The organism is Methyloprofundus sp., from assembly GCF_965251085.1.
Lineage (GTDB): Bacteria > Pseudomonadota > Gammaproteobacteria > Methylococcales > Methylomonadaceae > Methyloprofundus.
Genome location: NZ_OZ252594.1, coordinates 1,902,691 through 1,927,118, shown reverse-complemented (window position 1 = coordinate 1,927,118; position 24,428 = coordinate 1,902,691). Strand labels below are relative to the sequence as shown.

Genomic DNA, 24,428 nt, shown 5'->3' with positions numbered 1-24,428 from the left:
TGAGGTGGTCTAAATAAATACCGGATAGGTCAGGGCTTCGCAGCCCTTCCCCTCCTAAGAACCGTACTTGCGAGTTTCCCAGCATACGGCTCAAGCCCTTTAAAAGCCGAGTATATTCGACCCGATCGCTCATTTCTTATTAGTGGTCATATTACCCTCTAATCAAGGTTCTTTCCAGTGTTGTACTGGCTAAAAATAAACGATCATAGTTTCGTGTACGACATTGTTTCTCTGCACGGTCTTTAAAGTATTCCCGATAAGCAGGGTCATAAGGGTTAGCTTCGCCACGAACTTTAACGTGGTAACGGATAGGCACGTCGGCCATCCGAAATAACCCTAACCATTGTCGCTTCCCTTGTTTATTGATCACAAACGTACCGAAATTACTTCGTCCTTCTATGCGAGAACGATAACGGTGTGTTATCCATGCATTGGTTTTACTACGGTGGCAATGTCGCAACCAGCGACGTACACCATAATATATTTCATTATCCAACGTATTGAATAAACGTTTGGCCACGACCTGACGGTTTGAGAAAGCCCAGCCTCGAAGTTTGCTGTTCAATTTTCTAAGCATCGCTTCAAAGGGTAGCTTTTGCGATTCTTTAAAGAAAATTTTCAGCATTTCCCGAAACTGAGTGACTTTCTTTTGAGAAGGGCAGATTATCAATTTATCTTTGAACTTTCTAAGGGTAAACCCTAGAAAATCAACCCCTTCTTCAATCGGGCGTAGATGTGTCTTTTCCTCTGATAATGTCAGCCCTCGGGGCTGAAGAAAGTCTTTTACCGCAGGTAATATTTCGTCGCGTAGAATGCCTTCCGTTGCCCCCGTAATAACAAAATCATCCGCATAGCGGATCACGTTGAGTTTGCGGTGTTTCTTATTGCGTCCTTTTATGACGACAGTTTCCAGCCCATCCAAGGCCATATTGGCTAAGATAGGGGAAATAATACCGCCTTGCGGTGTGCCTTCATGACTATCATAGTACTTTGACTTCTCCATATACCCTGACTTGAGCCATTGTTTCAGTACCTTTTTCGGTAGCAGAATGTGCTCAAGCAGCCAGTCGTGGCTGATACGATCAAAACAGGCTTTAATATCAGCATCTAGTACCCAGGGCGCTGCCCTGCGTGTTGCCAGCGCTATAAAGCATTGCTTGACTGCATCATGTACACTACGTTTTTCCCGAAACCCATAAGAATGCTTGTCACCTAATGTTTCGGCAACAGGTTTTAGGGTCAATGCGTATAATGCTTGCATCGCCCGATCATGCATAATGGGGATGCCGAGAGGACGCAGTTTGCCATTGCTTTTAGGAATCCAGCAACGACGTAAGGGATGGGCTTTATAGCCCCGTATTTTTAGTTGTGACACGGCACACCAATAGTGCTGGTGTGTTTTCCAGATAACACCATCAATTCCTGATGTTCTTTTACCTTTGTTAGAAATGATTCGCTTTACGGCCAGCATTCTGGCATAAAACGAACGACTCAGAAGATATTGCAAAGCTTTCACCTTGTGCCATCGTCCTCGCCGTACGGCCTCTGCGATACGCATTTGCAGCCGATTAACCAAACACTCAACAATGGACCAGTTGACCTGATTCCAGTTCTGTTGATTGGCAGAAGGTGCACCAGCCATACAGGCCGTCATTTGCGTTTCCTTCTCAAAATCGGTTCTCCAAACTCTTTCGCAGAAAAGCACCAAATGGACGTGGGCACACTTTCGTGTCGGACAAATCTTGAATCCGTATCGACTACATTACATAATCGCCTTCGCTTTTTCCATTCTCTCATCGACGTACCGCCTTCGGCATCCCTTGCGGGCAGCTTTCTCCATCGCTGGAGGACGATACGACATTGCCACGTTCCACATAAATATCTTAACGAACGACTTAGGTGCTGCCTGTATCCCAGTAGTGCTTTATCTGCGTGAAACCGACGTTATAACAGTTCCACTGACTACCCACCTGTTGGTTACAGCCTATCAGTGCTTTTTGGCTGCTCTTTTGTTAACGGGACTTCAAGACGACAGTTCACATTACATTCACCCTATCATTCCATCCTCAGACATCTTGATTCGCTATCCTGAAAGAAATCCATTAAAACTTAAACTAGGCAATATAATTAAAGGGTTAGGGAATTATTGTCAAATGATTGATATTTTCAGCTAAAGAAATGAAAATGGTACTCATTTAGGTTAAACTAAGCCCTCATATCATACGAGGTATTCAATTAATGCAGCAACTCATGCTCCCAATAATTCCTCAGGGTACGACTATTATAAATGGTCAGGTCAGTGTTGATAACCGAAATGATGAGTGGTTTTATTTCCTCGGCGGTATCCCGATCTATTCTCACCAGGCTGACAATAAGAGATTATTTAGACTTCACACCTCTCAACTCATCAATACCGGTTCCTGTCGTTCAATCGATATTATTACAACCTTTGGTGTCTCTAAAAGTAGTGTTAAGTACTTACGCAAAATTAATTTAACGAAAAAAGGTGTCATAATAAACAATTATTTTGCTGACTCTAAATGTTTGTGCTCTATATAAAACACCTACTCCCAGAAGAAATTACTGCTTTAAATGTGATGCATAAAAACCATCCACTTCATTTAAGTAGAAGTCGAGCTCATGCTATTTTATTAAGTTTCAAAGAGCATTCTGTTCCCATGATTTGTTCTATTTATAACGTATGCCGCCAAACTGTTTCCACTTGGTTTTCTAACTGGGAAAAGAATGGAATCGATGGATTGGTTGACTGTCAGGGAAGAGGACGGCGAGGTATTTTAACTGAAAAACAACAAATAAGCTTAGTCCAGAGAGTTGAAAAATCTCCTAGATCATTAAAATCAGTACTAGCAAAATTTGAAGAAGATCTAGGCATTTCAGTTAGCATTGATACTATAAAACGTATTTGTAAACAAGCTGATCTTGTTTGGAAACGAGTTAGAAAATCCTTAAGGATAAAGCGTAATCAAGATAAATTTGATTTGGCAACCGATGAAATAAAAGAATTAATACAACAACATAAAGAGAATGAACTTGATTTGTGCTACTTTGATGAGTCGGGGTTTACACTAGAACCCTGTGTTCCTTATGCTTGGCAACAGTCAGGTGAGACGATTGAAATACCAAGCTCAAACAGCAAGCGTCTTAATGTATTAGGTTTTGTTAACAGAGATTGCAGGTTTGATTCTTTTGTTTTTGAAGGGAGTGTAAACACTTCGGTTGTTGTGGCTTGTATTGATGAATTTGCTAAACAGATTAAAAAACCAACAACTCTTATTATTGATAATGCATCGACTCATACGAGTAATGAATTTAATGAAAACCTTGAAAGGTGGAAAGAAAAAAACCTATCCATTTACCGTATACCGCCATACTCACCCGAGTTAAATATTATCGAGATTATATGGCGTAAAATAAAATACGAATGGCTTCCTTTTTCAGCTTATGAATCCTATGCCTCTCTTCAGGAAGAATTATTTAAGGTGCTGTCTAATATTGGAAAGAATTACAAAGTAGAGTTTGCATAAAAGGTTAAATTAATTTTGCATGGGTACTTATGCGCTCATTAAGGCAACTACGAGAAAAAGGGGCTGATTCGTTTTTTGAACCTCGCCCGACTCGCAAGGGAGGACCACTCTTTACGCTTGAGGTTTTGCAGCAAGCTCAGGAATATCTGGATCAAGGTATGACGCCTAACGAAGCCGCTAAAGAATTAGGCATCCGGGCAGATACCTTTCGCAAGGCGATCAGTGATGGACGTTTAAAAAAAAGTCTGCCGCATCAATAGACCCCAATGATGGCAGTACCAAATCAGCCCGTGATATTATAGATGCCAATGCAGCCGATGTGCTTGGTACGGCCTGCACTCGAGTAGAAGAGCGAATCCAGGCTGCTTTGGGTGAGCAGGAAAAGGGAGCCTCAATCGAATTCGAATCCTGTTTAGATGTTCCTAAAGGCGGTGTGTTATGTGCATTGCCCGCGTTACTTGGCAATGGCTTATTAAATGACATTGAGCGCCACCTGGGCAAACTGACAGGTTACTATCAAACCTTTCATATTCTATTGCTACTCGCCTTTATGGGGCTATGTCGCATCAAAAATGCCGAACAACTTCGCGAGCATGCACCGGGTGAATTCGGAAAACTACTTGGCCTGGATCGGGCTCCCGAAGTGCGTTGTTTAAGATCCAAAGTAAAAGGACTGGCTGAACCAAAATCAGTCGAAAGCTGGGCGGCCGACCTCAGTCGACAATGGATGGAAAATGAACCAGAGGCAGCAGGAACACTCTACATAGATGGTCATGTCCGTGTCTATCATGGACACTTGACTAAACTTCCCAAACGGCATGTTTCACGCGAAAAACTCTGCTTACGGGGTATCACCGACTACTGGGTTAATGATGGTACGGGGCGTCCCTTCTTTGTCGTTGAAAAAACGGTGGATCCGGGCTTACTAAAAACGCTGGAAGAAGATATCGTCCCCCGATTACTCAAAGACATTCCGAATCAACCGAGTGCACAAGCATTACAGCAAAACAAACAAGCCTGTCGTTTTATCCTGGTGTTTGATAGAGAAGGCTATAGCCCCGCATTCTTTAGAAAGATGTGGGACAAGCATCGTGTCGCTTGCATGACCTATCATAAATTTCCCACCGAAAATTGGCCACTGGACAATTTTTCCAGTCAGGAGATCACCCTACCGAGTGGTGAAAAAGTCATCATGAAACTCGCCGAACGAGGCAGTCTGGTTGGAACTGGAAAACAGGCGATGTGGATGAGAGAAGTGCGCAAGTTGACTGATTCTGGTCACCAAACCAGTATTATTACCACAGCCTATGAACTAGAATTGACGGCTGTTTCTGGGCGAATGTTTAGCCGGTGGTGCCAAGAGAACTTTTTTAGATATATGAAGCACCACTATGGGCTAGATATGCTACAGGAGTATGGAATAGAGCCACTATCCGATACCCAAAAGGTGGTCAACCCTGATAGGCGCCAACAGGAAGGACAGCGTAATTCGATACAATCCAAACTCAATTACCGTCTATCTCGATTTGCAGCGATGGAACTTCATCCGGTGATTAAAAAAGATGAAACGGAAGATGTGAAATACAAGAAATGGGAAAGAAAACGAGCAGAATTACTCGAAGAAATAGAGCATTATGAAAATGAACTAAAAACCATCAAGGAAAAACTAAGCCAAACGCCCAAACACATTACCTGGCAAGAGTTGAGAGACGAAGATAAGTTCGAACAGCTTCTGCCAGGGAAAAAGCGGCTGATAGATACTGTCAACATGATCGCTTATCGGGCAGAAACAGCAATGGCCGCTCTGCTAACCTCACCGACAATCGACTTTCCGATGGCAAGGCAACTATTACAAACGCTGTTTGTGACAGAAGCAGATATATTACCCGATAAAGTAAAAAAACAACTTCGGATACGTGTGCATAGTACTTCCCGACCTGCAAGTAATAAAGCAATAGAAAAGTTATTTGAACAACTCAATCAAACGGAACTCAACTATCCAGGAACCGATCTGCGCTTAATTTATGAGCTGACTTCATCCGCAAAAAATTAGGAAATGGTCTCAAATTAGTTTCGTCTGAATCAAGATGTCTGATCCTAGCTCCCGACCGCCTTAGCACTGGCAGAATACGAGTCCCCTCACGGTTCCTCTTATACGAGTTTCATTGTCCCAGACGCTTCACACCACATCCGTGTCGCATGGCCTGGTAGGATACTGGAGGCAGAACTCCAGGTTGCGCCTCACTTAAAAAAAGTGATTTACAACATATATTTATGCAACTTCGTGTCGCAAATAACGACCAAATCAGATGCCGTTGGCAGATGTAAGGTGAACTCTGACAAAGCACTGAACCTTGATAAAAAATGACCTTTGGAAACGAACTGCGCTGCCAACGGTCAGCTGGATTTGCCTGGTGTGTGCCCGGCATGGGCATGATCTTATGGGGTGCAAGTCCCCTGTACATTATCCAGAGATTTATTTTATATGATAATTCTAAAAAGTACTAACTGCTGCCGATGGCAAGGGCGGAGGGCGACCAATGTCTGAAAGCAGCCTAAGTGCAAATCTGCGAGCCAATGGACAAGAACAGCATAGTAAGGCCGAACTGCAGGGTGAGTCAGCACAACATGACGAAGCCCATCTGGATCACTGCGGGATGGTAAATGCTGTGGTTGTGCAGAGAAAGATCATGTTCTTACCCGGGGAGATCTGCCTGCCTAAGTTGCCTAACGGCAGCGGTGGAACAGAGCCTGCGAAGGTGCGCGTTAACAGGGCAGAAGTCAGCCGAGAACGAGAACTTAGTGGAATGTTGCTGAGGAAAGGTTCGAAGGCAGTGTGGTATGGTGATATTCATGAGTTTTGGTAATTCCCAAACCCCGACCGGGGACTTGAATGCCAGGCGCGTCATGAATCCATCCTATATCGATCTTGCATCGGTGGAATACATCGTATCGAATACGAGTATAGCCGAGGCATGGAAAAAGGTAAGATCCAATAAGGGAGCGCCCGGTGTTGATAAAATCAGTATTGGGCAATTCCCAAAATGGGGGAGACCGAAATGGAAAATCATCAAGAATCAGGTGAGAGCTGGTATTTATCAGCCCATGCCTGCACGTCGAGTTGAGATTCCCAAAGAGTCTGGGGGAGTACGCCTTTTGGGATTATTCGAAGCATCCCTGCTTCTCACCCTTTGGGCCAGCTAAAGCTGTTCAAAATATTGCTCCTGCAATTTTGTCCTTGTGTGCTAGATCGAGTATTGATGCAATCCATCGCAAAAGTACTCAGTGAACTGTTTAATCCTACTTTCTCGCTTCACAGCTACGGCTATATGCCTGGGCGATCTGTCCGGCAAGCTGCACTGCAATCTCAGGGGTTTTATCAGCAAGGCTATACCTATCAAATAGATATAGACCTGGAAAAGTTCTTCGATACGGTCAATCATGATATTCTCATGGATCGTGTAGGACGTAAGGTGAAAGACAAAGGCCTGATGAAACTTCTGGGGCGTTTTCTGCGTTCTGGTGTTGTGGTTAAAGGTCGGTTACAACCGACCCGGATTGGTGTGCCGCAAGGGAGTCCTGTTTCTCCAATATTGAGCAATATATTGTTGGACGAACTTGATGCAGAACTGGAAGCAAGAGGGCACAAGTTTGTACGTTATGCTGACGACCTGGCAATTTTTGTCAAATCTAAGCGTGCGGGTGAACGGGTGCTGGCGAGTGTAAGCCGTTATTTGGAGCAGAATCTCAAAGTAAAGGTAAACAAAGCCAAAAGTAAAGTAAGTCATGTTAAAGAGAGTTCAGTACTCGGCTTTAAAATCCATCGGAAAAAGTTAAGAACCCTGGATAGCAAAGTTAAAGTATTCAAACGTAAGTTAAAAGGCATCACTCGCCGATGTCCGGGTATCTCCATAGAATCACGCATCGTTCGCCTAAAGCAATACGCTCAAGGCTGGATGGCGCACTATGGCTGCGGACTAAAGTACGATAAAGCAGTGAACCTTGACGGATGGATACGAAGGCGACTCAGAATGTGTTATTGGAAACAGTGGCGCAGACCAAGACGTAGAATTCGAGAGCTGATCAAGCTAGGAGTGAGCAAACGCGAAGCTATTTACTTAGGTATATCGCGCAAAAGCTACTGGCGCTTATCTAAAACATTGGCAACTAACAGTCGGTTAAGCAACGCACATTTTGAACAAATTGGACTCATTTCCATCCGCACGTTATGGTGCAAGATTCACCATCCGGCTACGGCCCGATAGACACTTGATATGAAATCGATTTGCCCGATGAAGTATCTCAGTTAATAACTGGCTAGGCGCCGTATACGGACCCGTATGTGCGGTGCTGTGGGAAGGGGCTACTTGAGTAGCTCCCTATCCCGATTATGTATTTTTAAACCAGTGCCTCTAACCCTTTTCTTTCAACTATATCTAATAATTTTTTTGAAGCACCAGTAGGCTTTTTATTACCTTGCTCCCATTTTTGAACGGTTGAAGGACTGATATTGAATACACTAGCAAGGGCTGCTTGACTTAATTTTAATTTTTTTCTAATTGAAATGATTTTTTCTGGACTATACTCTTGAACCTTTGGAAGACATAGGCTTTCTATATTCTTCATGGTTATATCATTTACCAGACCACTTTTATTTAAATCAGCCACTGTATTCGTTATTGACTCTGCAATTGAATCTCTCATTATTTCACCTCATTAAAATCGCCATTTTCTACAGCTATCACTATTTCTTTTTCTGAAAGCCCTATCAAAATTTTAGAAAACTCTTTGAAAGCAATAAGCTCTTTTTTTGATAGATTCGATTTTTCATTTTTAGCAAACCCATGAATGAAAATTGCTCTGTCATCTTTTTTGTAGCAAATAATTGTTCTTCCACTGCCACTTTTACCTTGCCCTTCAAATCGAATTCGTTTTTTGTAAAGATGTCCGCCAAGATTTGCTTCAAATTTTCCAAGTTTAATTTCTGATATAGCTTCAGAAAGCCCATCTTGTACAATATTCTGGTTTGATACCCATTTCGAAAATTGTTTTGTCATCAGTTCCTGCATTGTTTAAATATAGCACTTAGTGATATAAATATCAAATTCAGGATATTAGATAATGGTAACTATTTTGTAAAAACATAACGTTCACTTCAGGTGACGCAGAAGATCCACCACGGAACTCAGCAACACAACTGAAACTTGATATAAAATTGACCCCCAAAAAAAACTGCGCTTTCTGCGGTCGCCTGGAAGTGCTTGTGTGTGCCCGGCATGGGCATGATCTTATGGGGTGCAAGTCCCCTGTACATTATCCAGAGATTTATTTTATATGATAATTCTAAAAAGTACTAGCCGATGGCAAGGGCGGAGGGTGACCAATGTCTGAAAGAAGCCTAAGTGCAAATCTGCGAGCCAATGGACAAAAACAGCATAGTAAGGCCGAACCGCAGGGCGAGTCAGCACAACATGACGAAGCCCATCTGGATCCCTGTGGGATGGTAAATGCTGTGGTTGTGCAGAGAAAGATCATGTTCTTACTTCGGGGGTTAAAAGTACAACCTTTAACGCGGAGGCAGGAGCCGAAGCCGGGCTTTTATGTGGAGCAGGGATGCGAAACATAAAAGTCTGCCTGCCTAAGTTGCCTAACGGCGGCGGTGGAACAGAGCCTGCGAAGGTGCGCGTTAACAGGGCAGAAGTCAGCCGAGAACGAGAACTCAGTGGAATGTTGCTGAGGAAAGGTTCGAAGGCAGTGTGGTATGGTGATATTCATGAGCTTTGGTAATTCTCTAGCCCCGACCGGGGACTTGAATGCCAGGCGCATCATGAATCCATCCTATATCGATCTTGCATCGGTGGAATACATCGTATCCAATACGAGTATAACCGAGGCATGGAAAAAGGTAAGATCCAATAAGGGAGCGCCCGGTGTTGATAAGATCAGCATTGTGAAATTCCCAAAATGGGGACGACCGAAATGGAAACTCATCAAGAATCAGGTCAAGGCTGGAAATTATCAGCCTATGCCCGCACGTCGAGTTGAGATTCCCAAAGAGTCTGGAGGAATACGCCTTCTGGGTATCCCTTGTGTGCTAGACCGAGTACTCATGCAATCCATCGCACAAGTACTCAGTGATATGTTTAACCCGACTTTTTCTCTTCATAGCTACGGCTATATGCCCGGAAGATCTGTCCGGCAAGCTGCATTACAAGCTCAGGGATTTTATCAGCAAGGCTATACTATCAAATAGATATAGATCTTGAAAAGTTCTTCGATACGGTCAATCATGATATTCTCATGGATCGTATAGGCCGTAAGGTGAAGGACAAAGGCCTGATGAAACTACTGGGCAGTTTTCTACGTGCAGGAGTTGTGGTCAACGGTCGATTACAGGCGACCCGGCTCGGCGTACCGCAAGGGAGTCCGGTTTCTCCAATATTGAGTAATATATTATTGGATGAACTGGATGCAGAGCTAGAAGCAAGGGGACACCGTTTTGTACGTTATGCTGACGATGTGGCGATATTTGTCAAATCCAAGCGTGCGGGCGAACGAGTGTTGGCGAGTATAAGCCGTTTTCTAGAGCAAAAGCTCAAAGTGACGGTTAACAAAGCCAAAAGTAAAGTCAGTCGTGTAAAAGATAGTTCAGTGCTGGGCTTTAAAGTCCACGGGGAAAAGTTAAAAACCCTGGACAGCAAAGTCAAAATATTCAAACGCAAGTTAAAACGCATTACCCGCCGATGCCCCGGAATCTCCATAGACTCACGCATTATCGACCTGAAGCAGTATATTCAGGGCTGGATGGCGCACTATGGGTGTGGGCTGAAGTACAATGATGCTGTTGAACTTGATGGATGGATAAGAAGGCGGTTAAGAATGTGCTATTGGAAGCAGTGGTGCAGACCCAGGCGCCGGATAGGGCAACTGATCAAGCTAGGAGTCAATAAACGCGAGGCCATTAGTTTAGGATTATCGCGCAAAAGCTACTGGCGGCTGTCGAAAACACTGGCAACAAACTGCGGGTTAAACAACGCACATTTTGAAGCAATAGGACTCAGTTCCATCCGCACGCTATGGTGCAAGATTCACCATCCGGCTACGGCCCGATAGACACTTGATATGAAATCGATTTGCCCGAGGAAGTATCTCAGTTAAAAACTGGCTAGACGCCGAATACGGACCCGTATGTGCGGTGTTGTGGGAGGGGGCTACTTGAGTAGTTCCCTATCCCGATTAGCTTTTAATTTTCATACCTGTAGATAATGCATTTCTTTTAATTTGGTACGTTATATTTTCAAAATGATCACACAGATCCCCTAACTCCTCAGACATTATAGCTGATTTAGCATGGTTAGATTCTGCTGCCATCCAACCTGCAATGTCATTTATATCATATGCGGACATTTGAATGGTATGCATCCCTTCTTTTTTTGACATTCGTATTAATGTGGATTTTAACTGGCCAAATACCATGGCATTATTTAATACTAATCTACACTCATACTCATTGAGTTCTACAGGATACTTCTCAGAATTTTTTGTCATATTTTTAAATTAGATTTATTGACTTGTTTTAAATAAATTTTTAATGACTATTTTACTTAGTTTTTAGCTTGTATGCATCAGTGTGGAATAAACTTTGAATATCTATTTTAACCAGTCTGACTTAGAGCTTGGTTATTGATAATTCTATGAAAGCTAACGTCGTGTTCAGTGGCGCCCAAAGTGGAGCATGGCTTGTGATAAAATGAAGCGAAGTGCAATTGCACAAGACATGCGGAGCTTTGGGCGTCAACTGCAACACTTTGTTGGACGAAGCCGCTATCGCGGAGAAAAACAGCGCATCCCTTAAATTTAAAGTGTAACCTCATTGCCTGTTATATGCATAACAGGTAACTTGTAAGCTCATCCAACTAACAATAATGAGGTTACACTGTTATGACACCATCGATAGAGCTTAAATTCAACCATTATTATATCCAGCACTGTAAGCATTTAAAGCTTAAGGGACTGCAACCCAAAACCATTGACGCTTATTCACGCGCTATTCGCCGTATCGGGGAACACTTTCAGGGGCATCTGGATAACTTAACGCAAGATCAACTGGTGGATTATTTTCATGCTCTTTTAAGCCGCCTTTCCTGGAGTGCCGTGAAACTAGATCTCTATGGTCTCAAGTTTTTCTATACACATGTGCTACAAAAGCCGTGGGTTGATGTGCTAATGATTAAACCACCACGATGTACGCGTATACCCGATATTGTCACTGTGGTTGAAGCACAACAACTGTTTATGTCGACCCGTAATCTAAGCTATCGAGTTTTTTATTTTACGATTTACAGTCTAGGTTTACGTTTGGGCGAGGGCTTAAGCCTGAAAGTAGGTGATATTGATGCGACACGCATGCGGGTACATATTCGCAATGCCAAAGGCAATAAGGATCGGCTTGTGCCTTTGCCTGTGAATACCTTGAAGGTGTTGCGTAAGTTTTGGGCTGTGCATAAAAATCCAGTGCTGGTATTTCCCAACCGTGCCCGGGGTCTAAAAGGTGCACATCTTGCTGAATCCCCCCTTGATCGCGGTGGCATCCAGAAGACAATCCGTCTTGTGACGCAAGAAATGGGACTAAAAAAAAGATTTCCTGCCACTCGCTGCGCCACAGTTACGCCACTCACCTGTTAGAAGCCGGGGTTGATTTAGTTGAGTTGCAGAAGATTCTGGGCCATACCAGTTTAGTAACCACGGCTCGCTATACGCATTTGACCGATATTACCGATGAGAATGCAGAGCTGCACATTAATCAGTTAGTCAATGACTTTTCTATTCACTGGGGGCAGATTTCATGATAACCCTAGCTGCAGTGATTGATCAATTTCAGTCTGACTTTTTAAGCGAGTATCAATCTCGTTTACGCTCCAATCAGATCAGTGCATTACATGCCATGAAGAGCTGTCGGACACAGCTGAGTCCTGTGATGCAGGTTAACTGTGCAGACTGTGACTATCAAACCTTTGTGCCTCATTCCTGTGGCCAGCGTAACTGCCCGCATTGTCAACATCATGAGAGTCAACAATGGATTGAACGACAGGTACAAAAACAAGTCCCTGCTGATTATTTTATGAATACCTTTACCTTACCTGCGCAGTTAAGGTCGTTAGCCAGGCAGCATCCGCGGTTACTTTACAGTATGATGTTTGACTGTGCCTGGGCGACTTTACAGAGTTTTAGTAAAAATGATAAGCAGTTGCAAGGCGATGCCGGGGCGATTGCTGTCTTACATACACACTCACGCGAATTAAATTATCATCCGCATATTCATGTCATTATGCCTGCGGCAATCGTGGATAAAATCAAGAAGCTCTGGCGCACTAAGGAAGGCAAATACCTGTTTCATCATAAAGCACTAGCAAAAGTATTTCGTGCAAAGATGCTAGCGCGTATGAACGAAGAAAAGTTGCCATTTCCCACAGCTATTCCGGAAAAATGGGTGGTCGATTGTAAGTTTGTCGGTGCAGGCGATAAAGCATTGATATATCTGGGTCGATACCTGTATCGTGGTGTGATTCGTGAACAGGATATCTTATCCTGCCAAAATGGCAAAGTAACCTACCGTTATCAAGACAGCAAAACCAAACGCTATCAAACCAAAACGGTATCGGGGGCTAAATTTCTGTGGCTGGTGCTGCAACATGTTTTGCCTAAAGGCTTTCGTCGTGCGCGCAATTATGGCTTTTTACATCCGAATAGCAAGGGTGTTATTAAGTTGATTCACTCCCTGCTAAAGTTTGACCCGACGAAGATATTGCGTGCACTCAAAGTACGGCCGGCATTCAGTTGCAAATGTTGTGGCGGGGCGATGGTTGTTGGGCGTCGGCAAATACCCAGGGTGGAAATAATGTTTCAGCCTTTGCCAACTTAACAATTGGAATCACTAGCGCTTATGTAAATTTAAACACTTCGACCCAGGCTATCAGCGGATTAAATGCTGAGGGAGTTGCTTGGGCTAAAATCGGAGATTAAGGCAGAATTTTGCTCCGATACTTGGACTTTGAGAGTTGACTGCAATGGACAACGCTCAAAGTTCAGTTAAACAGGTAAAAACAGAGGTTCGATTCATCAGTCGGGCTGATCAACAAAAAGCTATTTTCATAGAGCGCATTAAATGAATTCCTACTATCGTGCCGGGCTTGTCCAACAAACGGTTCAGATTGTGGCTCGCTTCGCGATCACAATCTAACCTTATTCGTTGGACGAAGCCGCTATCGCGGAGAAAAACAGCGCATCCCTTAAATTTAAAGTGTAACCTCATTGCCTGTTATATGCATAACAGGTAACTTGTAAGCTCATCCAACTAACAATAATGAGGTTACACTGTTATGACACCATCGATAGAGCTTAAATTCAACCATTATTATATCCAGCACTGTAAGCATTTAAAGCTTAAGGGACTGCAACCCAAAACCATTGACGCTTATTCACGCGCTATTCGCCGTATCGGGGAACACTTTCAGGGGCATCTGGATAACTTAACGCAAGATCAACTGGTGGATTATTTTCATGCTCTTTTAAGCCGCCTTTCCTGGAGTGCCGTGAAACTAGATCTCTATGGTCTCAAGTTTTTCTATACACATGTGCTACAAAAGCCGTGGGTTGATGTGCTAATGATTAAACCACCACGATGTACGCGTATACCCGATATTGTCACTGTGGTTGAAGCACAACAACTGTTTATGTCGACCCGTAATCTAAGCTATCGAGTTTTTTATTTTACGATTTACAGTCTAGGTTTACGTTTGGGCGAGGGCTTAGGGAGATGGAAAGAAATAATCATCCAAACGAAGTAAGCTTGTGTCTCAATAATTTATAATAATGAATTCTGAATTTATTCTCACACTAGGCAGATAAGCTTGTTGATATTAACAGATAGCATTATAGGTTGGATTATAAATACAGCCCATCGTTTAAAAGGCTCGGTACGTCGTATATTCATGGCTGAAACGGTGGAGCTACTAGGCTCAGGTGGTGCAAGTATTGCTGAAGAAAAACTAGGATGGAATAGAGGCACTATCCGAAAAGGACAATATGAACTTGAAACTCAGCCCATAGAAGATAATTTTTCAGCGAGAGGGCGTAATAAAAGTGAAGAGCATTTTCCTCATCTACTTGATGACATAAAAAAAATTGCTGAACCGGAGTGTCAAACGGATCCCTCTTTTAATTCCTGTCGATTATATACCCGGCTAACGGCTAAAGAAGTTAGAAAACGTTTACTGGAGATTGATTATTACGATGAAAAAACATTACCTTGCTCAAAAACTATCAATACAAAATTAAATGACCTGAGTTACCATCCAAAAAAGGTACAAAAAACAAAGCCTCATAAGAAAATCAAGGAAACGGATGCAATTTTTGAACAAGTTCATTCAGTCAATGGAATGGCAGATATCAACCCAAAAGAGATTCGTATATCAATTGATGCCAAAGCAAGAATGAATATAGGAAATTTTTCACGGGGAGGACGAAATCGGGTTTTAACAAAAGCAGAGGATCATGATTTAGATGTTAAGGAAAAGTTAACTCCTTTTGGTTTTTATCTGCCTGAACATGATGATTTTTTCCTTTTCTTTACAGCAGGCTATGCCAGCAGTGATTTCATCGTTGACCGATTGGAAGAAATTTGGCCAGAAATTCAAGAAAAATATGGAGTAGATATTCTGACAATTAACGCTGACAATGGTATGGAGAACAGTAGCTCCAGAACTCAGTTTATAAAAAGGCTTGTGGAGTTTGCTGAAAAAAGCAACATAAAGATAAAACTGGCCTACTACCCTCCTTATCATAGTAAATATAACCCAATTGAACGAGTATGGGGAGCCTATGAAAATCATATTAGTGGCGACATAATGGATACAGTTGAAACAACTTTAAAATTTGCCAAAAGTATGACCTACAATGGCAAAGCACCTATTGTTAAATTAACAGAAAAAATATATGAAACAGGAGTAAAGGTAGGTAAAAAAGCAATGAAGACGTATTATCAGTTTGTTGACCGAATGCCATCGTTGGAGAAATGGTTTTTGACCATTTCTCCTGGTTGTTCTGGATGATTATTTCTTTCCATCTCCCTTATTCTTGCAATAATACGACAATGCCGTATAATTCAGTGAATGATAACTCTCATCGAATCACCGCTATTCACAAAGCTATGGCCTGATTATTGGTCTGAAGATGAGCGAGGAGAATTTTCTGCATGGCTAGCTGAAAACCCTGAAGCTGGTGATGTTGTACCAGGGTCAGGTGGTATTCGAAAAGTTCGCTGGGCGAGAAAAGGCCAAGGAAAACGAGGTGGAATGCGAGTAATCTACTTTACCGAGTCTGCTAAAGGACTTATTTGGTTACTCACTATTTACGCAAAGTCTAAAAAAGAGAATGTACCTGCACACATTCTCAAAGCATTGAAAGAGGAGCTTATCGATGGTTATGAGTAAAAAAAAGCTTATTGAACGTGATTCCAATCGGGATGTTTGGCAAGAGACATTAGATTCTGTGCGTAGTATTAAAGCCGGTAAAGTTGGACATGTTGAAACAGTTCAGTTACTTCCGGTTGTCGAAGCCCGTCAAAAAGCTGGCTTATCACAGTCTCGATTTGCTGAACTTCTAGGTATTTCTGTTCGAACACTTCAAGATTGGGAGCAAGGTCGTCGTAAACCAAGTCGAGCAGCTATGTCGCTTATTCAAATTGCTAAACAACGCCCAGATGTCTTGCGTGAAGTATTTGGGTGAAAAGCTAACAATTGCTTGCACGCTGACTGCCATAAGCGTCATGTCTTTTGCAAAAAGACGCAAAAGCCACGCCACTCATGGCAGCAGGTAACGCGAAGCTCAGCAGAACTATCCAAAACTACCGATTATCGAAAATCCGATAACCAGAAGTTCCAGACAGATATTTTTGAGATGATAAAGCTATCTCAAAAATACTCCTGAGCTTCGCGTTATGTTCGCTATAAACACCACCAGTTCATACAAAAAAATTAAATAGAATAATATGTCCGTTACGAATGAAAGGGATCAAGCATTATCAATTCTTGATTTGAACCTAAATAAGCTGTCAAAACTATACAAAGAGTGTTATCTTTCAATGGGAAAAGGGGGGTTATTAGTGTACGCTCAAGATGTTCTTGAAAAGAAAATTCCAAATGAAGATAATTATAGAACAAAAGAAGAATTGCTTGAAGTATTTGATTCCCCTAGCTCTCAAACTAACTTGGTTGAAATGGTTGATAATTATGATCCAAAAAAGCAAGGTATATTGACACTGATCACCAGCTATTCAAACGCAACTTTTTTTGTTACTGTTAATCTCAAATAAAAATGTCGAAAAAATATTTTATTCCAAACAAATTGAGACTACACGGGTAGAAGTGAGGGAAATATCGCTGGTTACACGTCCAGATTCAAATGGCTAGAGAACTTGGTTTAAGCTCAAAGAATCTTGGTAACCTTTAGTTACACGAAAAAAGAACCGTGGAAACTCCCTTGCCAGAGTTTATCGAAGAAAGATACCTTAAGCTCTTTAAAAATAGAGTGCCAGGCAACGTAAAATCTATTGAACAACTAGAAAAAGACAAGGAAATAAAAAAGGCAGAGAGTAGGGTAATAAAGAAATAGCAAGGTTAGTAACGAAACAGAAACATAACGAATAAGGTTAGATTGTGATCGCGAAGCGAGCCACAATCTGAACCGTTTGTTGGACAAGCCCGGCACGATAGTAGGAATTCATTTAATGCGCTCTATGAAAATAGCTTTTTGTTGATCAGCCCGACTGATGAATCGAACCTCTGTTTTTACCTGTTTAACTGAACTTTGAGCGTTGTCCATTGCAGTCAACTCTCAAAGTCCAAGTATCGGAGCAAAATTCTGCCTTAATCTCCGATTTTAGCCCAAGCAACTCCCTCAGCATTTAATCCGCTGATAGCCTGGGTCGAAGTGTTTAAATTTACATAAGCGCTAGTGATTCCAATTGTTAAGTTGGCAAAGGCTGAAACATTATTTCCACCCTGGGTATTTGCCGACGCCCAACAACCATCGCCCCGCCACAATATTTGCAACTGAATGCCGGCCGTACTTTGAGTGCACGCAATATCTTCGTCGGGTCAAACTTTAGCAGGGAGTGAATCAACTTAATAACACCCTTGCTATTCGGATGTAAAAAGCCATAATTGCGCGCACGACGAAAGCCTTTAGGCAAAACATGTTGCAGCACCAGCCACAGAAATTTAGCCCCCGATACCGTTTTGGTTTGATAGCGTTTGGTTTTGCTGTCTTCATAACGGTAGGTTACTTTGCCATTTTGGCAGGATAAGATATCCTGTTCACGAATCACACCACGATACAGGTATCGACCCAGATATATCAACGCTTTATCGCCTGCACCGACAAACTTACAATCGACCACCCATTGTTTCGGAATAGCTGTGGGGAATGGCAACTTTTCTTCGTTCATACGCGCTAGCATCTTTGCACGAAATACTTTTGCCAGTGCTTTATGATGAAACAGGTATTTGCCTTCCTTAGGGAGATGGAAAGAAATAATCATCCAGAACAACCAGGAGAAATGGTCAAAAACCATTTCTCCAACGATGGCATTCGGTCAACAAACTGATAATACGTCTTCATTGCTTTTTTACCTACCTTTACTCCTGTTTCATATATTTTTTCTGTTAATTTAACAATAGGTGCTTTGCCATTGTAGGTCATACTTTTGGCAAATTTTAAAGTTGTTTCAACTGTATCCATTATGTCGCCACTAATATGATTTTCATAGGCTCCCCATACTCGTTCAATTGGGTTATATTTACTATGATAAGGAGGGTAGTAGGCCAGTTTTATCTTTATGTTGCTTTTTTCAGCAAACTCCACAAGCCTTTTTATAAACTGAGTTCTGGAGCTACTGTTCTCCATACCATTGTCAGCGTTAATTGTCAGAATATCTACTCCATATTTTTCTTGAATTTCTGGCCAAATTTCTTCCAATCGGTCAACGATGAAATCACTGCTGGCATAGCCTGCTGTAAAGAAAAGGAAAAAATCATCATGTTCAGGCAGATAAAAACCAAAAGGAGTTAACTTTTCCTTAACATCTAAATCATGATCCTCTGCTTTTGTTAAAACCCGATTTCGTCCTCCCCGTGAAAAATTTCCTATATTCATTCTTGCTTTGGCATCAATTGATATACGAATCTCTTTTGGGTTGATATCTGCCATTCCATTGACTGAATGAACTTGTTCAAAAATTGCATCCGTTTCCTTGATTTTCTTATGAGGCTTTGTTTTTTGTACCTTTTTTGGATGGTAACTCAGGTCATTTAATTTTGTATTGATAGTTTTTGAGCAAGGTAATGTTTTTTCATCGTAATAATCAATCTCCAGTAAACGTTTTCTAACTTCTTTAGCCGTTAGCCGGGTATATAATCGACAGGAATTAAAAGAGGGATCCGTTTGACACTCCGGTTCAGCAATTTTTTTTATGTCATCAAGTAGATGAGGAAAATGCTCTTCACTTTTATTACGCCCTCTCGCTGAAAAATTATCTTCTATGGGCTGAGTTTCAAGTTCATATTGTCCTTTTCGGATAGTGCCTCTATTCCATCCTAGTTTTTCTTCAGCAATACTTGCACCACCTGAGCCTAGTAGCTCCACCGTTTCAGCCATGAATATACGACGTACCGAGCCTTTTAAACGATGGGCTGTATTTATAATCCAACCTATAATGCTATCTGTTAATATCAACAAGCTTATCTGCCTAGTGTGAGAATAAATTCAGAATTCATTATTATAAATTATTGAGACACAAGCTTACTTCGTTTGGATGATTATTTCTTTCCATCTCCCTAAGGCAAGGATCTTCTTGAAAAGCTAACGACGTGGTCAGATGCCGTTGGCAGATATAAGATGAACTCTGACAAAACACTGAACCTTGATATAAAAATGAACTTTGGAAACGAACTGCGCTGCCAACGGTCAGCTGGACCACCCTTGTTGGACGAAGCCGCTATCGCGGAGAAAAACAGCGCATCCCTTAAATTTAAAGTGTAACCTCATTGCCTGTTATATGCATAACAGGTAACTTGTAAGCTCATCCAACTAACAATAATGAGGTTACACTGTTATGACACCATCGATAGAGCTTAAATTCAACCATTATTATATCCAGCACTGTAAGCATTTAAAGCTTAAGGGACTGCAACCCAAAACCATTGACGCTTATTCACGCGCTATTCGCCGTATCGGGGAACACTTTCAGGGGCATCTGGATAACTTAACGCAAGATCAACTGGTGGATTATTTTCATGCTCTTTTAAGCCGCCTTTCCTGGAGTGCCGTGAAACTAGATCTCTATGGTCTCAAGTTTTTCTATACACATGTGCTACAAAAGCCGTGGGTTGATGTGCTAATGATTAAACCACCACGATGTACGCGTATACCCGATATTGTCACTGTGGTTGAAGCACAACAACTGTTTATGTCGACCCGTAATCTAAGCTATCGAGTTTTTTATTTTACGATTTACAGTCTAGGTTTACGTTTGGGCGAGGGCTTAAGCCTGAAAGTAGGTGATATTGATGCGACACGCATGCGGGTACATATTCGCAATGCCAAAGGCAATAAGGATCGGCTTGTGCCTTTGCCTGTGAATACCTTGAAGGTGTTGCGTAAGTTTTGGGCTGTGCATAAAAATCCAGTGCTGGTATTTCCCAACCGTGCCCGGGGTCTAAAAGGTGCACATCTTGCTGAATCCCCCCTTGATCGCGGTGGCATCCAGAAGACAATCCGTCTTGTGACGCAAGAAATGGGACTAAAAAAAAGATTTCCTGCCACTCGCTGCGCCACAGTTACGCCACTCACCTGTTAGAAGCCGGGGTTGATTTAGTTGAGTTGCAGAAGATTCTGGGCCATACCAGTTTAGTAACCACGGCTCGCTATACGCATTTGACCGATATTACCGATGAGAATGCAGAGCTGCACATTAATCAGTTAGTCAATGACTTTTCTATTCACTGGGGGCAGATTTCATGATAACCCTAGCTGCAGTGATTGATCAATTTCAGTCTGACTTTTTAAGCGAGTATCAATCTCGTTTACGCTCCAATCAGATCAGTGCATTACATGCCATGAAGAGCTGTCGGACACAGCTGAGTCCTGTGATGCAGGTTAACTGTGCAGACTGTGACTATCAAACCTTTGTGCCTCATTCCTGTGGCCAGCGTAACTGCCCGCATTGTCAACATCATGAGAGTCAACAATGGATTGAACGACAGGTACAAAAACAAGTCCCTGCTGATTATTTTATGAATACCTTTACCTTACCTGCGCAGTTAAGGTCGTTAGCCAGGCAGCATCCGCGGTTACTTTACAGTATGATGTTTGACTGTGCCTGGGCGACTTTACAGAGTTTTAGTAAAAATGATAAGCAGTTGCAAGGCGATGCCGGGGCGATTGCTGTCTTACATACACACTCACGCGAATTAAATTATCATCCGCATATTCATGTCATTATGCCTGCGGCAATCGTGGATAAAATCAAGAAGCTCTGGCGCACTAAGGAAGGCAAATACCTGTTTCATCATAAAGCACTAGCAAAAGTATTTCGTGCAAAGATGCTAGCGCGTATGAACGAAGAAAAGTTGCCATTTCCCACAGCTATTCCGGAAAAATGGGTGGTCGATTGTAAGTTTGTCGGTGCAGGCGATAAAGCATTGATATATCTGGGTCGATACCTGTATCGTGGTGTGATTCGTGAACAGGATATCTTATCCTGCCAAAATGGCAAAGTAACCTACCGTTATCAAGACAGCAAAACCAAACGCTATCAAACCAAAACGGTATCGGGGGCTAAATTTCTGTGGCTGGTGCTGCAACATGTTTTGCCTAAAGGCTTTCGTCGTGCGCGCAATTATGGCTTTTTACATCCGAATAGCAAGGGTGTTATTAAGTTGATTCACTCCCTGCTAAAGTTTGACCCGACGAAGATATTGCGTGCACTCAAAGTACGGCCGGCATTCAGTTGCAAATGTTGTGGCGGGGCGATGGTTGTTGGGCGTCGGCAAATACCCAGGGTGGAAATAATGTTTCAGCCTTTGCCAACTTAACAATTGGAATCACTAGCGCTTATGTAAATTTAAACACTTCGACCCAGGCTATCAGCGGATTAAATGCTGAGGGAGTTGCTTGGGCTAAAATCGGAGATTAAGGCAGAATTTTGCTCCGATACTTGGACTTTGAGAGTTGACTGCAATGGACAACGCTCAAAGTTCAGTTAAACAGGTAAAAACAGAGGTTCGATTCATCAGTCGGGCTGATCAACAAAAAGCTATTTTCATAGAGCGCATTAAATGAATTCCTACTATCGTGCCGGGCTTGTCCAACAAACGGTTCAGATTGTGGCTCGCTTCGCGATCACAATCTAACCTTATTCGTTGGACGAAGCCGCTATCGCGGAGAAAAACAGCGCATCCCTTAAATTTAAAGTGTAACCTCATTGCCTGTTATATGCATAACAGGTAACTTGTAAGCTCATCCAACTAACAATAATGAGGTTACACTGTTATGACACCATCGATAGAGCTTAAATTCAACCATTATTATATCCAGCACTGTAAGCATTTAAAGCTTAAGGGACTGCAACCCAAAACCATTGACGCTTATTCACGCGCTATTCGCCGTATCGGGGAACACTTTCAGGGGCATCTGGATAACTTAACGCAAGATCAACTGGTGGATTATTTTCATGCTCTTTTAAGCCGCCTTTCCTGGAGTGCCGTGAAACTAGATCTCTATGGTCTCAAGTTTTTCTATACACATGTGCTACAAAAGCCGTGGGTTGATGTGCTAATGATTAAACCACCACGATGTACGCGTATACCCGATATTGTCACTGTGGTTGAAGCACAACAACTGTTTATGTCGACCCGTAATCTAAGCTATCGAGTTTTTTATTTTACGATTTACAGTCTAGGTTTATGTTTGGGCGAGGGCTTAAGCCTGAAAGTAGGTGATATTGATGCGACACGCATGCGGGTACATATTCGCAATGCCAAAGGCAATAAGGATCGGCTTGTGCCTTTGCCTGTGAATACCTTGAAGGTGTTGCGTAAGTTTTGGGCTGTGCATAAAAATCCAGTGCTGGTATTTCCCAACCGTGCCCGGGGTCTAAAAGGTGCACATCTTGCTGAATCCCCCCTTGATCGCGGTGGCATCCAGAAGACAATCCGTCTTGTGACGCAAGAAATGGGACTAAAAAAAAGATTTCCTGCCACTCGCTGCGCCACAGTTACGCCACTCACCTGTTAGAAGCCGGGGTTGATTTAGTTGAGTTGCAGAAGATTCTGGGCCATACCAGTTTAGTAACCACGGCTCGCTATACGCATTTGACCGATATTACCGATGAGAATGCAGAGCTGCACATTAATCAGTTAGTCAATGACTTTTCTATTCACTGGGGGCAGATTTCATGATAACCCTAGCTGCAGTGATTGATCAATTTCAGTCTGACTTTTTAAGCGAGTATCAATCTCGTTTACGCTCCAATCAGATCAGTGCATTACATGCCATGAAGAGCTGTCGGACACAGCTGAGTCCTGTGATGCAGGTTAACTGTGCAGACTGTGACTATCAAACCTTTGTGCCTCATTCCTGTGGCCAGCGTAACTGCCCGCATTGTCAACATCATGAGAGTCAACAATGGATTGAACGACAGGTACAAAAACAAGTCCCTGCTGATTATTTTATGAATACCTTTACCTTACCTGCGCAGTTAAGGTCGTTAGCCAGGCAGCATCCGCGGTTACTTTACAGTATGATGTTTGACTGTGCCTGGGCGACTTTACAGAGTTTTAGTAAAAATGATAAGCAGTTGCAAGGCGATGCCGGGGCGATTGCTGTCTTACATACACACTCACGCGAATTAAATTATCATCCGCATATTCATGTCATTATGCCTGCAGGCATCGTGGACAAAATCAAGAAGCTTTGGCGCACTAAGGAAGGCAAATACCTGTTTCATCATAAAGCACTGGCAAAAGTATTTCGTGCAAAGATGCTAGCGCGTATGAACGAAGAAAAGTTGCCATTCCCCACAGCTATTCCGAAACAATGGGTGGTCGATTGTAAGTTTGTCGGTGCAGGCGATAAAGCGTTGATATATCTGGGTCGATACCTGTATCGTGGTGTGATTCGTGAACAGGATATCTTATCCTGCCAAAATGGCAAAGTAACCTACCGTTATGAAGACAGCAAAACCAAACGCTATCAAACCAAAACGGTATCGGGGGCTAAATTTCTGTGGCTGGTGCTGCAACATGTTTTGCCTAAAGGCTTTCGTCGTGCGCGCAATTATGGCTTTTTACATCCGAATAGCAAGGGTGTTATTAAGTTGATTCACTCCCTGCTAAAGTTTGACCCGACGAAGATATTGCGTGCACTCAAAGTACGGCCGGCATTCAGTTGCAAATATTGTGGCGGGGCGATGGTTGTTGGGCGTCGGCAAATACCCAGGGTGGAAATAATGTTTCAGCCTTTGCCAACTTAACAATTGGAATCACTAGCGCTTATGTAAATTTAAACACTTCGACCCAGGCTATCAGCGGATTAAATGCTGAGGGAGTTGCTTGGGCTAAAATCGGAGATTAAGGCAGAATTTTGCTCCGATACTTGGACTTTGAGAGTTGACTGCAATGGACAACGCTCAAAGTTCAGTTAAACAGGTAAAAACAGAGGTTCGATTCATCAATCGGGCTGATCAACAAAAAGCTATTTTCATAGAGCGGATTTAACAGACTTTCTACTATCATTACCGGGCTTGTCCAACAAACGGTTCAGATT

General features: G+C 42.5%; 22 protein-coding genes and 4 pseudogenes. 20 read left to right on the top strand and 6 right to left on the bottom strand.

The features are described from left to right. Positions 1–151: 151 nt before the first annotated feature. Entirely contained in the window at positions 152–1,654 is a 1,503-nt protein-coding gene (ltrA, locus tag ACQY3F_RS08815; RefSeq protein WP_428353824.1) for a group II intron reverse transcriptase/maturase, read from the bottom strand. Between the two features lie 584 nt (positions 1,655–2,238). Here ltrA and ACQY3F_RS08810 point away from each other — a divergent pair. From ACQY3F_RS08810 to ACQY3F_RS08780, 7 genes are all read left to right on the top strand, one after another. Further along, entirely contained in the window at positions 2,239–2,559 is a 321-nt protein-coding gene (locus tag ACQY3F_RS08810) for a hypothetical protein (protein WP_428354460.1), read from the top strand. Next, positions 2,541–3,545: an IS630 family transposase gene (locus ACQY3F_RS08805; protein ID WP_428353111.1), complete on the top strand. Its 1,005-nt coding sequence runs from the start codon at positions 2,541–2,543 to the stop codon at positions 3,543–3,545. Before ACQY3F_RS08810 ends, ACQY3F_RS08805 begins: the two co-directional genes overlap by 19 nt. A 29-nt stretch (positions 3,546–3,574) precedes the next feature. Beyond that, positions 3,575–3,805 carry a hypothetical protein gene (locus ACQY3F_RS08800; protein ID WP_428354459.1) on the top strand — a complete coding sequence of 77 codons (231 nt, stop codon included), beginning with the start codon at positions 3,575–3,577 and terminating at the stop codon, positions 3,803–3,805. 59 nt (positions 3,806–3,864) lie between these two features. Then, positions 3,865–5,598 (top strand): putative transposase, encoded by a 1,734-nt coding sequence (locus ACQY3F_RS08795; protein WP_428354458.1) that lies wholly within the window; start codon positions 3,865–3,867, stop codon positions 5,596–5,598. Positions 5,599–6,085: 487 nt separating this feature from the next. Continuing rightward, positions 6,086–6,412: a hypothetical protein gene (locus ACQY3F_RS08790; protein ID WP_428354457.1), complete on the top strand. Its 327-nt coding sequence runs from the start codon at positions 6,086–6,088 to the stop codon at positions 6,410–6,412. 40 nt (positions 6,413–6,452) lie between these two features. Then, positions 6,453–6,749 (top strand): hypothetical protein, encoded by a 297-nt coding sequence (locus ACQY3F_RS08785; RefSeq protein WP_428354456.1) that lies wholly within the window; start codon positions 6,453–6,455, stop codon positions 6,747–6,749. A gap of 38 nt (positions 6,750–6,787) precedes the next feature. Further along, positions 6,788–7,810, top strand: a complete 1,023-nt coding sequence (locus tag ACQY3F_RS08780; RefSeq protein ID WP_428354455.1) for a reverse transcriptase domain-containing protein — start codon at positions 6,788–6,790, stop codon at positions 7,808–7,810. A 133-nt stretch (positions 7,811–7,943) separates the two neighbouring features. On the opposite strand, the gene ACQY3F_RS08775 is transcribed toward ACQY3F_RS08780, so the two are convergent. After that, positions 7,944–8,249 carry a helix-turn-helix domain-containing protein gene (locus ACQY3F_RS08775; protein WP_428354454.1) on the bottom strand — a complete coding sequence of 102 codons (306 nt, stop codon included), beginning with the start codon at positions 8,247–8,249 and terminating at the stop codon, positions 7,944–7,946. Next, complete coding sequence (locus ACQY3F_RS08770) at positions 8,249–8,602, bottom strand: type II toxin-antitoxin system RelE/ParE family toxin (RefSeq protein ID WP_428354453.1); 354 nt, start codon at positions 8,600–8,602, stop codon at positions 8,249–8,251. The genes ACQY3F_RS08775 and ACQY3F_RS08770 overlap by 1 nt, the downstream gene beginning before the upstream one ends. A 770-nt stretch (positions 8,603–9,372) precedes the next feature. Between ACQY3F_RS08770 and ACQY3F_RS08765 the strand changes: the two genes are divergently transcribed. Together ACQY3F_RS08765 and ACQY3F_RS08760 are read left to right on the top strand one after the other, a co-directional pair. Beyond that, positions 9,373–9,798 carry a hypothetical protein gene (locus ACQY3F_RS08765; protein ID WP_428354452.1) on the top strand — a complete coding sequence of 142 codons (426 nt, stop codon included), beginning with the start codon at positions 9,373–9,375 and terminating at the stop codon, positions 9,796–9,798. 47 nt (positions 9,799–9,845) lie between these two features. Then, complete coding sequence (locus ACQY3F_RS08760) at positions 9,846–10,658, top strand: reverse transcriptase domain-containing protein (RefSeq protein WP_428354451.1); 813 nt, start codon at positions 9,846–9,848, stop codon at positions 10,656–10,658. 123 nt (positions 10,659–10,781) lie between these two features. Here ACQY3F_RS08760 and ACQY3F_RS08755 read toward each other — a convergent pair whose 3' ends face one another. Then, entirely contained in the window at positions 10,782–11,093 is a 312-nt protein-coding gene (locus ACQY3F_RS08755) for a hypothetical protein (protein ID WP_428354450.1), read from the bottom strand. A gap of 393 nt (positions 11,094–11,486) precedes the next feature. Here ACQY3F_RS08755 and ACQY3F_RS08750 point away from each other — a divergent pair. The 7 genes and pseudogenes from ACQY3F_RS08750 (at position 11,487) to ACQY3F_RS08720 (ending at position 16,917) form a co-directional block, all read left to right on the top strand. After that, positions 11,487–12,394 (top strand): annotated as a pseudogene (locus ACQY3F_RS08750) (tyrosine-type recombinase/integrase). Then, positions 12,391–13,467, top strand: a complete 1,077-nt coding sequence (locus tag ACQY3F_RS08745) for an IS91 family transposase (RefSeq protein WP_428352924.1) — start codon at positions 12,391–12,393, stop codon at positions 13,465–13,467. Before ACQY3F_RS08750 ends, ACQY3F_RS08745 begins: the two are co-directional and overlap by 4 nt. 457 nt (positions 13,468–13,924) lie before the next feature. Continuing rightward, entirely contained in the window at positions 13,925–14,392 is a 468-nt protein-coding gene (locus ACQY3F_RS08740) for a site-specific integrase (protein WP_428354449.1), read from the top strand. A 66-nt stretch (positions 14,393–14,458) separates the two neighbouring features. After that, positions 14,459–15,655: an ISAzo13 family transposase gene (locus ACQY3F_RS08735; RefSeq protein WP_428352931.1), complete on the top strand. Its 1,197-nt coding sequence runs from the start codon at positions 14,459–14,461 to the stop codon at positions 15,653–15,655. Between the two features lie 60 nt (positions 15,656–15,715). Beyond that, positions 15,716–16,036, top strand: a complete 321-nt coding sequence (locus ACQY3F_RS08730; protein WP_428354448.1) for a type II toxin-antitoxin system RelE/ParE family toxin — start codon at positions 15,716–15,718, stop codon at positions 16,034–16,036. Beyond that, the gene (locus ACQY3F_RS08725; RefSeq protein WP_428354447.1) at positions 16,029–16,331 is read left to right on the top strand and encodes a helix-turn-helix domain-containing protein; all 303 of its coding nucleotides are present in this window, start codon (positions 16,029–16,031) and stop codon (positions 16,329–16,331) included. Before ACQY3F_RS08730 ends, ACQY3F_RS08725 begins: the two co-directional genes overlap by 8 nt. Before the next feature lie 262 nt (positions 16,332–16,593). Then, positions 16,594–16,917 (top strand): hypothetical protein, encoded by a 324-nt coding sequence (locus ACQY3F_RS08720; protein WP_428354446.1) that lies wholly within the window; start codon positions 16,594–16,596, stop codon positions 16,915–16,917. A 654-nt stretch (positions 16,918–17,571) separates the two neighbouring features. Here the strand turns inward: ACQY3F_RS08720 and ACQY3F_RS08715 are convergent. Together ACQY3F_RS08715 and ACQY3F_RS08710 are read right to left on the bottom strand one after the other, a co-directional pair. Further along, positions 17,572–18,120, bottom strand: a pseudogene (locus ACQY3F_RS08715) (IS91 family transposase); the annotation flags it as partial. A 20-nt stretch (positions 18,121–18,140) separates the two neighbouring features. Then, positions 18,141–19,337, bottom strand: coding sequence for an ISAzo13 family transposase (locus tag ACQY3F_RS08710; protein WP_428352931.1), 1,197 nt, complete (start codon positions 19,335–19,337; stop codon positions 18,141–18,143). A 379-nt stretch (positions 19,338–19,716) separates the two neighbouring features. Between ACQY3F_RS08710 and ACQY3F_RS08705 the strand changes: the two are divergent. The 4 genes and pseudogenes from ACQY3F_RS08705 (at position 19,717) to ACQY3F_RS08690 (ending at position 24,135) form a co-directional block, all read left to right on the top strand. Continuing rightward, positions 19,717–20,624: pseudogene (locus tag ACQY3F_RS08705) on the top strand (tyrosine-type recombinase/integrase). Further along, positions 20,621–21,697 (top strand): IS91 family transposase, encoded by a 1,077-nt coding sequence (locus ACQY3F_RS08700; protein WP_428352924.1) that lies wholly within the window; start codon positions 20,621–20,623, stop codon positions 21,695–21,697. The pseudogene ACQY3F_RS08705 and the gene ACQY3F_RS08700 overlap by 4 nt, the downstream one beginning before the upstream one ends. Before the next feature lie 457 nt (positions 21,698–22,154). Continuing rightward, positions 22,155–23,062: pseudogene (locus ACQY3F_RS08695) on the top strand (tyrosine-type recombinase/integrase). Further along, positions 23,059–24,135 (top strand): IS91 family transposase, encoded by a 1,077-nt coding sequence (locus ACQY3F_RS08690; protein WP_428354445.1) that lies wholly within the window; start codon positions 23,059–23,061, stop codon positions 24,133–24,135. Before ACQY3F_RS08695 ends, ACQY3F_RS08690 begins: the two are co-directional and overlap by 4 nt. The last annotated feature ends 293 nt before the right edge of the window (positions 24,136–24,428 follow it).

Bases quoted from the DNA above. Each gene is read 5' to 3' on its own strand.
- ACQY3F_RS08760 (WP_428354451.1), top strand. From the start codon at position 9,846: ATGGATCGTATAGGCCGTAAGGTGAAGGACAAAGGCCTGATGAAACTA.
- ACQY3F_RS08700 (WP_428352924.1), top strand. From the start codon at position 20,621: ATGATAACCCTAGCTGCAGTGATTGATCAATTTCAGTCTGACTTTTTA.
- ACQY3F_RS08800 (WP_428354459.1), top strand. From the start codon at position 3,575: ATGCGCTCATTAAGGCAACTACGAGAAAAAGGGGCTGATTCGTTTTTT.
- ACQY3F_RS08725 (WP_428354447.1), top strand. From the start codon at position 16,029: ATGAGTAAAAAAAAGCTTATTGAACGTGATTCCAATCGGGATGTTTGG.
- ACQY3F_RS08790 (WP_428354457.1), top strand. From the start codon at position 6,086: ATGTCTGAAAGCAGCCTAAGTGCAAATCTGCGAGCCAATGGACAAGAA.
- ltrA (WP_428353824.1), bottom strand. From the start codon at position 1,654: ATGACGGCCTGTATGGCTGGTGCACCTTCTGCCAATCAACAGAACTGG.
- ACQY3F_RS08745 (WP_428352924.1), top strand. From the start codon at position 12,391: ATGATAACCCTAGCTGCAGTGATTGATCAATTTCAGTCTGACTTTTTA.
- ACQY3F_RS08730 (WP_428354448.1), top strand. From the start codon at position 15,716: ATGATAACTCTCATCGAATCACCGCTATTCACAAAGCTATGGCCTGAT.
- ACQY3F_RS08755 (WP_428354450.1), bottom strand. From the start codon at position 11,093: ATGACAAAAAATTCTGAGAAGTATCCTGTAGAACTCAATGAGTATGAG.
- ACQY3F_RS08765 (WP_428354452.1), top strand. From the start codon at position 9,373: ATGAATCCATCCTATATCGATCTTGCATCGGTGGAATACATCGTATCC.
- ACQY3F_RS08720 (WP_428354446.1), top strand. From the start codon at position 16,594: ATGTCCGTTACGAATGAAAGGGATCAAGCATTATCAATTCTTGATTTG.
- ACQY3F_RS08770 (WP_428354453.1), bottom strand. From the start codon at position 8,602: ATGACAAAACAATTTTCGAAATGGGTATCAAACCAGAATATTGTACAA.
- ACQY3F_RS08740 (WP_428354449.1), top strand. From the start codon at position 13,925: ATGACACCATCGATAGAGCTTAAATTCAACCATTATTATATCCAGCAC.
- ACQY3F_RS08805 (WP_428353111.1), top strand. From the start codon at position 2,541: ATGTTTGTGCTCTATATAAAACACCTACTCCCAGAAGAAATTACTGCT.
- ACQY3F_RS08775 (WP_428354454.1), bottom strand. From the start codon at position 8,249: ATGAGAGATTCAATTGCAGAGTCAATAACGAATACAGTGGCTGATTTA.
- ACQY3F_RS08810 (WP_428354460.1), top strand. From the start codon at position 2,239: ATGCAGCAACTCATGCTCCCAATAATTCCTCAGGGTACGACTATTATA.
- ACQY3F_RS08785 (WP_428354456.1), top strand. From the start codon at position 6,453: ATGAATCCATCCTATATCGATCTTGCATCGGTGGAATACATCGTATCG.
- ACQY3F_RS08690 (WP_428354445.1), top strand. From the start codon at position 23,059: ATGATAACCCTAGCTGCAGTGATTGATCAATTTCAGTCTGACTTTTTA.